Origin of the sequence: Bradyrhizobium sp. 930_D9_N1_4 (assembly GCF_052076015.1) — a bacterium.
Lineage (GTDB): Bacteria > Pseudomonadota > Alphaproteobacteria > Rhizobiales > Xanthobacteraceae > Bradyrhizobium.
On record NZ_CP197236.1, the window covers coordinates 5,174,276 to 5,186,442 of the forward strand.

10 protein-coding genes and 1 pseudogene are annotated in these 12,167 nt (G+C 65.8%); 3 read left to right on the forward strand and 8 right to left on the reverse strand.

Annotated features, from left to right (window positions below):
- The first annotated feature begins 96 nt into the window (after nt 1-96).
- Both AB7532_RS24680 and AB7532_RS24685 read left to right on the forward strand, forming a co-directional pair.
- A complete protein-coding gene (locus AB7532_RS24680) occupies nt 97-1,056 on the forward strand; it encodes a lysylphosphatidylglycerol synthase transmembrane domain-containing protein (RefSeq protein WP_441237289.1) in 960 nt (319 codons plus the stop codon).
- A complete protein-coding gene (locus tag AB7532_RS24685) occupies nt 1,053-2,072 on the forward strand; it encodes an MraY family glycosyltransferase (protein WP_441237290.1) in 1,020 nt (339 codons plus the stop codon). Before AB7532_RS24680 ends, AB7532_RS24685 begins: the two co-directional genes overlap by 4 nt.
- Here the strand turns inward: AB7532_RS24685 and AB7532_RS24690 are convergent.
- The 6 genes from AB7532_RS24690 to rfaD form a co-directional block, all read right to left on the reverse strand.
- The gene (locus AB7532_RS24690; protein WP_441237291.1) at nt 2,060-3,007 is read right to left on the reverse strand and encodes an NAD-dependent epimerase/dehydratase family protein; all 948 of its coding nucleotides are present in this window, start codon (nt 3,005-3,007) and stop codon (nt 2,060-2,062) included. The two genes, AB7532_RS24685 and AB7532_RS24690, sit on opposite strands and share 13 nt — an antisense overlap.
- The gene (locus AB7532_RS24695) at nt 3,004-4,224 is read right to left on the reverse strand and encodes a glycosyltransferase family 4 protein (protein ID WP_441237292.1); all 1,221 of its coding nucleotides are present in this window, start codon (nt 4,222-4,224) and stop codon (nt 3,004-3,006) included. The genes AB7532_RS24690 and AB7532_RS24695 overlap by 4 nt, the downstream gene beginning before the upstream one ends.
- Nucleotides 4,225-4,226: 2 nt before the next feature.
- A complete protein-coding gene (locus tag AB7532_RS24700; protein ID WP_441237293.1) occupies nt 4,227-6,140 on the reverse strand; it encodes an SDR family NAD(P)-dependent oxidoreductase in 1,914 nt (637 codons plus the stop codon).
- Nucleotides 6,141-6,223: 83 nt separating this feature from the next.
- Nucleotides 6,224-7,510, reverse strand: a complete 1,287-nt coding sequence (locus AB7532_RS24705) for an O-antigen ligase family protein (RefSeq protein WP_441237294.1) — start codon at nt 7,508-7,510, stop codon at nt 6,224-6,226.
- Nucleotides 7,507-8,991 (reverse strand): D-glycero-beta-D-manno-heptose-7-phosphate kinase, encoded by a 1,485-nt coding sequence (gene rfaE1 / locus AB7532_RS24710; protein WP_441237295.1) that lies wholly within the window; start codon nt 8,989-8,991, stop codon nt 7,507-7,509. The genes AB7532_RS24705 and rfaE1 overlap by 4 nt, the downstream gene beginning before the upstream one ends.
- A 12-nt stretch (nt 8,992-9,003) precedes the next feature.
- Nucleotides 9,004-9,984 (reverse strand): ADP-glyceromanno-heptose 6-epimerase, encoded by a 981-nt coding sequence (rfaD, locus tag AB7532_RS24715; protein WP_441237296.1) that lies wholly within the window; start codon nt 9,982-9,984, stop codon nt 9,004-9,006.
- Nucleotides 9,985-10,145: 161 nt separating this feature from the next.
- Here rfaD and waaF point away from each other — a divergent pair, with 161 nt between their 5' ends.
- The gene (gene waaF, locus AB7532_RS24720; protein ID WP_441237297.1) at nt 10,146-11,216 is read left to right on the forward strand and encodes a lipopolysaccharide heptosyltransferase II; all 1,071 of its coding nucleotides are present in this window, start codon (nt 10,146-10,148) and stop codon (nt 11,214-11,216) included.
- Between the two features lie 50 nt (nt 11,217-11,266).
- On the opposite strand, the gene AB7532_RS24725 is transcribed toward waaF, so the two are convergent.
- Nucleotides 11,267-11,650, reverse strand: a complete 384-nt coding sequence (locus AB7532_RS24725; RefSeq protein ID WP_441237298.1) for a helix-turn-helix domain-containing protein — start codon at nt 11,648-11,650, stop codon at nt 11,267-11,269.
- Nucleotides 11,650-11,951: pseudogene (locus AB7532_RS24730) on the reverse strand (type II toxin-antitoxin system HigB family toxin). The gene AB7532_RS24725 and the pseudogene AB7532_RS24730 overlap by 1 nt, the downstream one beginning before the upstream one ends.
- Nucleotides 11,952-12,167: the final 216 nt, after the last annotated feature.

Here is a 12,167-nt window from a genome sequence, read left to right on the forward strand (position 1 = left end):
TGCAAGATCGGCGCCAAAACCATACCAAAGCGGCCGAATTCGGCGCCCTGCGTCGGGTTGCCTCGAATCTTCGCAAACCCTGACCATACGGGCGAGATGCGCCGAATCCTGCTGTCGACGGCCAAAATCCTGATTTCCGCAGCGCTGCTCTATCTGGCGCTGCGCAAGGTGGATCTGACCGAACTGTTCTCGCGCTTCACCGCGACCAGCCTGTTCTGGATCGCCATGGCGATCGCGATCACGTTCCTGCAGATCTTCGTCGGCGTGCTGCGCTGGCGCGAGGTCAGCGCCGCATGCGGCGCGCCGCTCGAGCTCGCCCGGGCCATGCGCTACAACGTGATCGGCGCCTTCTTCAACCAGACCCTGCCGTCGGCGATCGGCGGCGATGCGGTGCGGTTGTGGCTGGTCGCGCGCGCCGGTGCCGGCTGGCGTGCGGCCACCTACTCCATCTTCGTCGATCGCGCGATCGGCCTCGTCGCACTCGCGATCGTCATCGTCGCGAGCCTGCCCTGGAGCTACGAGCTCATCACCGATCCGCACGGACGCTCGGCGCTGCTGCTGGTCGATTTCGCCGCGCTCGCGGGCGGGCTCGGCTTCCTGATCTTCGGCGCGCTGAAATGGCCGTGGCTGAAGACCTGGTGGGCCACCCATCACATCCACGCCTGCGCCGTGATCGCCAATCGCGTGATCTTCAACGTCAGGCGCGGCCCCATCATCGCGATCCTGTCGCTGCTCGTTCACGTGCTTGCCGTCGTCATCGCCTGGTGCGTCGTGCAGGCGATCGCAGCGCCCGTCAGCTTCGCCCAGGTCTTCCTGCTGGTGCCGCCGGTGATGCTGATCACCCTGATGCCGATCTCGATCGCAGGCTGGGGCGTGCGCGAGGCGACCATGGGCCTCGCGTTCGGCTTCGCCGGGCTCGCCGCCAATGAGGGCGTCAACATCTCGCTGCTGTTCGGCGCGGTCTCGTTCATCGTCGGCGCGTTCGGCGGCCTGGTCTGGATCCTCAGCGCGGAGAAAGCCGCCCAAGGCTCGGCGCAGCTCGGAGTGCCGGAGTGAGCCCGGCTCCCGACGCCGTTGCCGCCCTGCCCTCGCTGCTTGCTCTCGCGGTCGCCGCGCTTGTCTCGGCGCTCGTCACCTGGACCAGCCGTCCCCTGCTCCAGCGCTACGCGCTGGCGCGCCCCAACGCGCGCTCCTCGCATCGCATCCCGACGCCGCAGGGCGCCGGCATCGCCGTGATATCAGCGACGCTGCTGGTCGCATCCGTGTGGGCAGCCTGGGCGGGCGTCGCAATCCCGACGGCGCTGGTCATTGCCACAATCGTCATCGCGCTGGTCGGCTTCGCCGACGACATCGTGTCGTTGCCGGTGCTGGTGCGGCTGGTCTTGCAGGCCGCCGCGGTCGGTGCGGTGGTGTTCACCGCGCCCGACACCGCGCGCATCGTGCCGGCGCTGCCGCTGGCGCTGGAGCGCGGCCTCATCCTGCTCGCCGGTGTCTGGTTCGTGAACCTCGTCAATTTCATGGACGGGCTCGATCTGATGACGGTCGCGGAGGTGGTGCCGGTCGCAGCAGCGTTGTTGTTGCTGGGGGTTCTCGGCGATCTCTCCTGGCCGGCCGTGCTGATCGCCACCGCGCTGTGCGGCGCCATGCTCGGCTTTGCGCCGTTCAACAAGCCGGTCGCAAGAGTTTTTCTGGGCGATGTCGGCAGCCTGCCGATCGGCCTTTTGCTCGGCTGGTGCCTGCTCGAGCTCGCCTGGCACGGACAGCCCGCCGCGGCGCTGCTGCTGCCCGGCTATTATCTTGCAGATTCCACCATCACGCTGTTTCGCCGCATCGCGCGTCGCGAGCAGTTCTGGTCGGCGCACCGCTCGCATTTCTATCAGCGCGCCACCGACAACGGGTTCACGGTCCCGCAGGTGATCGGCGAGGTGTTCGCGCTCAATCTCCTGCTTGCAGCGCTTGCCGTCCTCACCATTCGCGCCGGTTCGGCGGCGATCACATGGCCCGCGCTTGTCGCAGGCGCGATTGCGATCGCGTTCGTGCTGCGCCGCTTCGCCCGCCCTCAAAAATCCTGAGCCGACAGCGCCAGCCGCAGGCCCTCGTCGAGGGAGATCTGCGGCTGCCAGCCGGTTGCGATCGCCTTGCCGAGGTTGAGCTCGAGCGAGCCGATCAGACTGTCATGCGTATCCTGCCGGCCCATCACGCTGAGCAGCGTCGAGAGCAGGTCCGGCGGCATGCCGAACAGCCGCGAGTTCTTGCCGGCCGCCTTGGCCAGCCGATCGATGAATTCGGGCGTCGAAACCTGTTCCGTGTCGGCCACCAGGAAGATCTCGAAATTGCTGGCGGGATCAGGATGCGCCAGCCGGCGCTGGATGAACGATGACAGGTTCTGCACGGCCAGGAACGCGCGCTGATTGCGGATCGCGGCAAAGGGCAGCGGCATCCCCAGATTCACCGCGCGCGTCAGCAGCGCGAAATTGCCCTTGGCGCCCGCGCCATAGACCAGCGGCGGCCGGATCACCGAAATCTTCATGGCGCTGTCGCGCGCCAGCGTCCGCAAGCCCGCTTCGGCCGCGGCCTTGGACATGCCGTAGAGGCCGCGCGGCGTCAGGATGTCGTCCTCGCTGAAAGGCGCACGGCCCTCATTGCTGCGGCCGTGCACGAGAACGGTGCTGACGAAGATGAACTGGCGCACCCCCGCCGTCGCCGCGGAGCGCGCCAGATGCAGCGTGCCGGCGATGTTGACGTTGCGGTAGAGCTGGACCGCGTGCTCCTCGTGCTTGTGATGCACGCGCGCGGCAAGATGGACCACGGCGTCGACGCCTTCGAGCGCGGCCGTCCAGTCGGTATCGGGCCCGATCGATTCGATCACGACCTCGTCCTCGACCCCCTCCGGGCTGCGCACCGCGCGGCGGACCGACCATCCCTCGCGGGCCAGCGCGGGCACGACATGACGGCCCACGAAGCCGCTCGCTCCCGTCACCAGCACGATCGGTTTCCGCTCGCTCATCGTTGCTCCGCCAAATCGGGGTTGCGCAGCAATTCGTCGATCAGGCCGGCATAGGCGTTCATCGCGACGGTCCGGTCGAACTTTGCAGCGGCCTTCACCGCGCGCGCCGCCATGGCGCCGTCATCGGAACGTGATGCGGTGCGGATCGCCTCGGCAAGCTGGTCCGCGCGGCCCGGCGTCACGACCCAGCCGAGCCCGTTCTCCACCACCGTCAACGCGGCCTCGGCCTCCGGCTCGGAGACCAGCACCACCGGACGGCCGACCGCCAGCAGATTGTAGAACCGGCTCGGCACCGACACGCCCGCAACATCCTTCCGGTACGGAATGATCCAGAGATTGGCGGACGCCAGGAACGCCTCGAGCTCGGCATCCTCGACCCGCGCCACGAAGGTGACATTGGGCAAGTTCGCCTCGGCCTGCAACTGCTTCAGACGTTCGAAGCCGATCCCCCAGCCCGACAGCAGGAAGTGGATGTCCGCCTCGTCCTTCAGAAGCCGCGCCGCCTCGAACACGATCTCCGGATCATGGGTGAAGCCGAGATTGCCCGACAGGCCGACGATGAAGCGCGCGGGGGTGGCCTTGCGGAACGGATTGTCCGATGTGAGCGGGCGTGCCGCGGGCACGAGCGTCGCCCAGTTCGGGATGAAGCGGATCTTGTTCCGCGTCATGCCGGAATAGCTCAGCAGCGGCCGCTCCGCATCGCGGCCGATGGTGATGACGGCATTGAGCGCACGGAACATCAGGCTGTTGGCGAAGCGCATCGTCCGCGTCACGAACGAGGAGGGCCTGAGGAGCCCCGCCATCACGAGAACGTCGGGAAAGAGGTCGTGCATGATCAGCGCGGAGCGCGCGCCCCTCAGCCTTGCTGCCGCGGCAACGGCATAAGGCAGCATGAACGGCGCGGTCACGGTGAGCACGACGTCGCCTGCCCTGAGCTCGCGGATCAGCGCGACGAAGGTGCGGCCTGCGAACAGCAGCTCGGACACCCCGCGCCGCACCAGCGCCGCCTTTCCCGCCATCCGGTTCTTGACGGCCACGATTCGCGGCTTGCCCGGGCCTACCTGCGAGGCCGGCAACGCGCCTGGCGAGCCCGACAGCACGACGACCTCGTGATCCCCGGCGACGCGGCAGGCGATCTCCGCCATGATCGATGCGGTCGTGCTCGGGTCCGGCGGGTAATGCTGGCTCGCGACGACGATCTTGCCTTTTGACTGCATGGTCAGGCCGCGGTCGACCCGAATTCCGGAACCGCGTCCTTCAGGATGGTCCTGATGGTGGCGCGATCGTCGCGCGCGATCGCCTGCTCCAGCGCCGCGATCCATTTGCGCAGCGTCTGCATCGGCGGCTCGTTCGGCTGCGCGGCCATGATGCCGGCGACACCGATCTCGCGGGTCGGCTCCTCGGAGGCGAACAGGATTTCGTGCAGGCGCTCGCCGGGCCGCATGCCGGTGAACACGATCTCGATGTCGTAGCCGGGCTGGAGGCCGGACAGGCGGATCATCCGTTCGGCGAGATCGACGATCTTGACCGGCTGGCCCATGTTGAGCACGTAGACCGAGACGTCGGGACGCTGCGTGCCGAGCGCATGCGTCGCCGCCGTGATGACGAGATCGCAGGCCTCGCGGATGGTCATGAAGTAGCGGACCATGTCGGGATGCGTGACGGTCACAGGGCCGCCGGCCTCGATCTGCGCCTTGAACTTCGGCACCACCGAGCCGTTCGAGGCCAGCACATTGCCGAACCGGACCGAGATCAACCGCATCGGCGGTTTGACGCTACCGCTGCCCGCAGCGAGATCGTGATCGAGCGCCTGGCAATACATCTCGGCGAAACGCTTGGTGAGGCCGAGCATCGACACCGGCTCGATCGCCTTGTCGGTCGAGATCATCACCATGGCTGCCGCGCCGGCGCTGTGCGCGGCGTCGGCCACGTTGATCGAGCCGAAGATGTTGGTCTTGACGCCCTCGCTCCAGTCGCGCTCCAGGATCGGCACGTGCTTGAGGGCTGCGGCATGGAACACGATATCAGGCTTGAACTCGGCCATCAGGCGCATGATGCGCTCGCGGTCGCGGATGTCGGCGATGCGCCCTTCGATCTCGGCTCCCGAGCCGTCCGCAGAGAGCGCCTCGGTGACCGCGTAGAGCGCCGGCTCGGAATTTTCCACGATCAGGAGCCGCGCGGCACCGAAGGCGACGACGCGCTCGCAGATCTCCGAGCCGATCGAGCCGCCGCCGCCGGTGACGATCACCGCCTTGCCCCTGATCAGGGCCTCGAGCCGCGCATAGTCGATGGTCTCGCTCGGCCGCAGCAGCAGATCCTCGACCGCGACGGCGGTGAGGCGCGGCGTATCGCCGCTCTCCAGCGAAGGCATGCGGTTGACGATCACACCGAGCTTGCGCGCCCGCATCAGGATCGATTCCGGATGGGCCTCCGGCTCGAACGCCGACGGCGTCATCACGATGCGCGCGATCGCCTTGTTGCGCTTGGCGAAGTCGGCAACGACGTCCTCGATGTCGTCGATGCCGCCCAGCACCGGCACGTTGCGGATGAACTGGCCGAGATCGGAAGTCGAATGCGACAGGACACCCACCGGCCAGATCCGCTTGATGGCTCCGCTCTCGATGCCGCGCAGCAGCACCTCGGCATCCGCGGCACGGCCGACCAGCAGCGTCGGCGCGGCATCCCCGCCTCGCGCATGACGCCGCACCCGCGTGTAGCGGAAGTAGCGATAGGTCATGCGCAGCGCGCTGAGGAAGGCGATCTCGAGGAACCAGTAGAGGACGATGGTCACCTTGCCGAGGAAGAAGGCGCCGCGGACGTTGGGGGCGACGAAGATGTAGTCGAGCACCAGCAGGGCAACCGTCAGCACGCTTGCCACGCGGATGATGTTCAGCGCGTCAGGCAGCGAGATGAAGCGCCATTTCGTCGTGGTCAGGTTGAACAGGAAGAACACGACCACGCTGAAGGCGAGGAAGTAGGGCAGGATCTGGAACAGCAGCGGCAGGCGGTCGTAGAAGCCCTCGCCGCCCTCGAAACGCAGATAGAACGCGACAAACAGCGCCGCCGTGGTCGCCAGCAGGTCGTGGAGCGCGATCAGAAAATTGCGCAAGGTGAGATGCGAAAAACGCGTCATCCGCCGGCCGATGATAATCCAGTGATTGCAACCTGACCGCGCTGATAGCCCATCTGGCCCGGACTTGCCAGCCGCGCGGTCGTTCAGGAACCGGCTTCCCCCACCTTCGCCGTCCGCTGTTGTGCCCGGATCACCATGCCGCCGGCAACGCCGACGCCGATGACGTACATCCAGCCCTCATGGAAGTCGAACAGATGGGAGTTGAACAGCGAGGTGAAGACGTTCTGCACCACCACCAGCAGTCCGACCCAACAGGCCAGCCCGTCGCCGCGAAACAGCAGCAGATGCAGGATCCAGATCGCGTAGAGAACGACGATGCCGATGATGCCCCATTGCACGGCGACGTTCAGCGTCTGGTTATGCGGATTGCCGATCACCTCGGCGGAGGCCTGGTAATGGCCGCTCGGAGTTGCGACCGCTTCGAACAAGCCGCGCGTCGAGCCTGTGCCATGCCCCTTGATCGGTGCCTCCGCGAAGAAGCCGAGCGATTTCCGCCAGAATTCGAGCCGCAGGCCGAGCGAGGTCGGCTCGCCCTTTTCCACGTAGCGGGTGTAGTCGCTGGCGAAGGTGTCGGCAGTCTTGCGCAAATACGGCGAAGCCTGCCAGGCGAGAGCTGCACCGACGAGCAGCGTGACCGAAATGATCGCGATGCTGCGCCCGCGCAGATGCAGCAGCGCGAACACGCCGAACATGATCGGAACGGTGACGAGCGCGGTGCGCGAGACCACCACGAAGGCCATATTGACGAAGAAGCTCAGCGCCAGCGCGACGAGCAGCCCGGCGAGCCAGTAGCGCTTCTCGCGCAGCAAAGACACGATCGGATAAGCCAGCGCGACCGCGCACAGCGTGAATTCCTGGCTCTGGTTGATGTAGTTCTTGACGAAGATGCCGCGCTCGAGGTGATCGGATTTGAGCGTCAGGTCGGGATAGAAGGCGACCAGCCACGACATCACCGACAACAGCGCGCAAGACACCAGGAAGGCGATGAAGACCCAGTGCCCGCGCGGCGAGCGCTCGAAATGGTAGAGCAGCACGGGCAGCACGAGCAGCTTGACGGTCGGACTGAGTGCATAGAGCCGCGCGCCCCAGGCCGCATCCGACCACAGCGTTCCCACCAGCGCCAGCAGGACCAGCGCGATCGGCGCGGCAGCGATCGGACGCCTCAGCGATTGCAGGAAGGCCCTGATGTCGAGGAACGGCACCATGCAGACCAGGAACGCTGCGTTGAAGATCGCCGCGAGCGAGGTCGACCAGGGCAGCGTGGCCACGGTCAGGATCGCGAACAGGTCGACCGTCTCCCCCCACGCCACAGGGCTGCGAAAGCGCCGCCACAGCATCTGGGCGGTCGTCTCCTGGGCAAGTGCCGTCACTTGCCCCCTCCCCGCGCCCGATGGACCAGCGCGGTGGTGCTGAAACCCTGGAGGATGTCGACCAGCACGACGGTCCCGCCGGCGGCCTCGACGACCTCGTGGCCGACCACCTGCTCGCGGGTGTAGTCGCCGCCCTTCACCAGCGCGCTCGGCTTGATCCGGGTGATCAGACCGATCGGCGTGTCCTCCTCGAAGATGACGACGAGATCGACGGCCTCCAACGCCGCGAGCACTTCCGCGCGTGCGCGCTCGTCCTGCACCGGACGCTCCGCGCCCTTCAGCCGCCGCACCGAGGCGTCGCTGTTGAGGCCGACGATGAGGCGGTCGCAGGCGGCACGCGCCGCGGTGAGTACTTTCACATGGCCGGGATGCAGGATGTCGAAGCAGCCATTGGTGAAGCCGACCCGCAGGTCCTGCCGCTTCCATTCGGCGAGCTGCGCGTCGAGCGTGTCGGGCTCGCGCACGATCTTCTCCTCGGCCGCGAGATAAGCGTGCGGGAGGATCTTTCGGCGCAGCTCGGCCGCGCTGACGCTGGCGGTGCCCTGCTTGCCGACGGCAACAGAGGCCGCCGCACTCGCCATGCGCAGCGCCGTGTCCCAGTCCGCGCCCGTGGCGAGCGAGACCGCAAGCGCGGCGGCGACAGTGTCGCCGGCGCCGGAGACATCGCGCACCTTCACGGGGAAAGCCGGAACATGGACGGCCTCGCCATGGCGCGGCACCAGCGTCATGCCATGCTCGCCTTGCGTGACCAGGATCGCCTCGCAATCGGCGAGCCGCATCACATCCTCGCTGGCATCGACGATGCTTTGCGGTGTGTCGGCGCGGCTCCGCGTCGCCTCCGCAAACTCCTTGCGATTCGGCGTGAGCAGCGTGGCGCCGCGATAGATCGCCCAGTTCAGGCTCTTGGGATCGACGATCACGGGCTTGCCGAGCTTTCGCGCGGCGTCGATGGTGTGGCGGATCACGCGCGCGGTCAGCACGCCCTTGGCGTAGTCCGACAGCAACACGATATCGGCGCGCGCGATCTGCGGCAGGATGGCCTCGATCAGCCTGGTCTCGATGTCCTCGGAGGCCGCGACAGCCTGTTCCCAATCCGCGCGCAGCATGTGCGTGGAGAAATGCTCGGAGACGAAGCGAACCTTTCGCGTGGTCGGCCGCGATGGATCGCACACCAGCACGCTCTCGATGCCGGCATGTTCGGCAAGCGCCGAGGCGAGCCGCTTGCCGGCATCATCCTCGCCGACGAGGCCGACGAAGATGCAGCGCGCGCCGAGCGAGGCGATATTGCGCGCGACATTGCCGGCGCCGCCGATATGGATTTCGCTGCGCTGGGCAACGATCACAGGCGTCGGCGCTTCCGGTGAGATCCGCGACACCTCGCCGTAGACGAACTCGTCCAGCATGATGTCGCCGATGCAGAGCACCGTCCGGCCGCTGATGTCTTGCGCGAGCGCATCGAAATCGAGAATGGGGGTCGCCATGATCCAGAAACCTCAGCGAAAGCGGTCGGGCCGGTCGAGATAATCCCCGACATAGAACTTCACCGCATCCTCGAGCGCGGTGAAGCCGCCGTTATAGCCGGCGCGGTGCAGGCGATCGACCTTGCTCTGGGTGAAGTATTGATAGGCGCCGCGAATGCTCTCGGGCATGTCGACATAGTCGATGTTCGGCTTGCTGCCGAGCGCGGCGTAGGCGGCGAGCATCAAATCCTTGAAGCTGCGCGCCTTGCCGGTTCCGACATTGAAGAGGCCGGACACCGACGGCGTCGCCAGCAGCCACATGACGACGCGCACGACATCGTCGACATAGATGAAATCGCGGCGCTGGTCGCCGTCGGCGATGCCGTCGCGGTGCGATTTGAAGAGTTGCACGACACGGCCGGCCCTGACGTCATCGAAGCGCCGCGCCAGCACGCTCATCATCGAGCCCTTGTGGTATTCGTTCGGGCCGAACACGTTGAAGAATTTCAGGCCGGCCCATTGCGGCGGCAGCATGTCGCCACGCGCGACCCGCTCTGCAACTGCGAGATCGAACAGATGCTTGCTCCAGCCGTAGAGATTCATCGGCCGCAGTTTTTTCAACGCAGGGACCGAGGCATCGTCGTCGAAGCCTGCCTCGCCGTCGCCATAAGTCGCCGCCGACGAGGCGTAGATGAGCGGCACCGCATTCGCCGTGCACCAGTCGAGCAGGCGCATCGACAGGCGAAAATTGGTCTCGATCACGAGATCGCCGTCGGTCGCGGTGGTCTCGGAAATCGCCCCGAGATGGATCACGGCATCGAGCTTGCGGCCCTTCAGCCAGTCGAGCAACTCGGCCGGCGGGACGATATCCACAAGTTGTCGCTTGGCGAGGTTCCGCCATTTGCCGTCGCTGCCGAGCAGGTCGCAGACCACGACGTCGCTGCGGCCGGCCTCGTTCAGCGCGGCCACGACATTCGATCCGATAAAACCGGCCCCGCCGGTCACCAGCAACATTCCGAAATCCCTGCCCGATTTTTTGCGGTCCGGTTCTGCCCTAGCGCATGATCCGGCAAAGTGTAAGCGGTTTTGGGATCGGGCCTCGAGCGGCTTTACCTGCCGGCCCGGAGCGGCTAACCGAACCGCCACAATCCGCGCAGCCTCGGCCCCATTAAACAATGAACATTGATTCGCAATTTAGCGGAGATACAGATCGGAGCGACCCCCGCCCGATCCTGATCATCCCCTATATGTGGATCGGCGATTTCGTCCGGAATCACACCGTGGTCCGGGTCCTGAAGGAGCGTTGGCCCAACCGGCCGGTCGATCTGCTCACCACGTCCTTATGCGCTCCGCTGGTCGATTACATGCCCGGCGTACGCGAGGGCATCGCCTGGGACCTGCCGCGTGGTCGGCTCGCCGTTGCCCGCCAGTTCGCCTTGGGAAAGCTGCTGCGCGAGCGCAATTACGGCACCGCCCTGGTGCTGCCCCGGACCTGGAAGGCGGCCATTGCGCCCGCGCTGGCCGGCATCCCTGAACGAGTCGGCTTCGTTGGCGAATTCCGGTTCGGCCTGCTCAACCGCTGGCGCTGGGGCGAGAAGAAACTGCCCCGCTTCATCGACAAGAACGCGGCGCTGGCCCAGCCCGACGGCGCCCCCTTGCCTCCCGAATGGCCGGTGCCGCAATTGCGCGTCCCGGCCGAGGACATCGTCCGCTGGCGGCAGGCTAATGGCCTCGGCGCCGGCGCCGCCGTGGCGCTGGCCCCCGGCTCAGTCGGCGTCTCAAAGCGTTGGACCTATTATCCAGAGGCCGCCCGCCTGCTGGTCGAGCGCGGGCTTGAGGTCTGGGTTGTCGGCGGCCCCGGCGAAAAGGGCCTCGCCCAGGAGATCGTCGCGGCCGGCGGACCGGGGGTCCGGGATCTCACCGGCAACGATCTGCGCAACGGCGTGCTGGCAATGGCAGCCGCCGGCGTCGCCATCTCCAACGATTCCGGCCTGATGCACATTGCGGCGGCGCTGGGCACGCCGACCATGGGCATCTTCGGCCCGACCAGCCCCTACCTCTGGGCGCCGCTCAACGGCCTCGCCGCGACCGTGGTCCAGGACAAGAGCGTCTTGTCGTGCCAGCCCTGCCAGAGCACGATCTGCAAGATGAACGACCACCGCTGCATGCGGGATATCGCGGCGAGCGAAGTGGTGGGGATTGCGGAGCGGGTGCTGGCGGAGACTGCGGCGAAGGTGGAGAACTGAGCGGCGCAGGCGAACGCGTCAGCGTCACCGCAAGAGGGGCGCCAGCACAATCAAGCATGTGCACGCGTCAGCTCATATTGAGCTGTCAGAGCACCAATCGGAATACTCCATTCCTTGCTGATCAACCGGATCATTTCCAGCGTCAGCGGACGGACGCGATTCAAAATTTCAGACGCCCGATTGCGTCCGATCAGTGCCGCCAGTTCCGTCTGCGACCGCCCCATGGACTCGATTGCGAAATGGAGAACATCGATTGGATCGCCGTGAGTCGTCGCGAAGTGCTTGTCCTCATACTCCTTGATGAGTGAAGACAAAACTTCGAAGCGATCACCGTCAGGCGTACCAGCAAGCGGCTTGGCTTCGAAATAGCGGGATACTTCGCGGATAGCCCAGTCGTAATCCTGTTCGTTGTGGAGAGGCTTTACGTCCATCATCACACGGTCTCCGCGTTGATTCCGTCGTAATCTGCGTGCGTGCCGACGAACTTGATGAGAGCTGTTTTGAACTTGTAGGAAAAATGAACCACAAGGCGATACTTGTTGCCGCCGATGTCGAAGATGGCTCTGTTGTCGCCCACAAAGTCCACGTTGTTTCCAAACGCCATCTTCAGGTCTGCCGGGCCGCTCCAGTCACCTTTGGAAACGATTCCGTACCAGGCCCCAAGGGGGTCTCCGCTTGGGGGTATCGCTCCCAAAAGACCTTGAGCGCCTTTCTCGCAACGACGTTCGTCGTCATAGCATGTTCCCAACATGGGATCAATTCGAATTCCCAAGGCGGGAACTAATTTTGGCCTGCCGCGCCGGCGCTATCGCGTCATCGCCCTTCCACGTCTTTCGAGCTCCACGCGCCTGGGGACGCCGGACACACAGTTGACGGCTTTTGCGATGATGACATCGTGCCAGTGTTTTGCCCGACGAGTCAAAATGACTTCGTAAAATCGGTAAAGCGTGG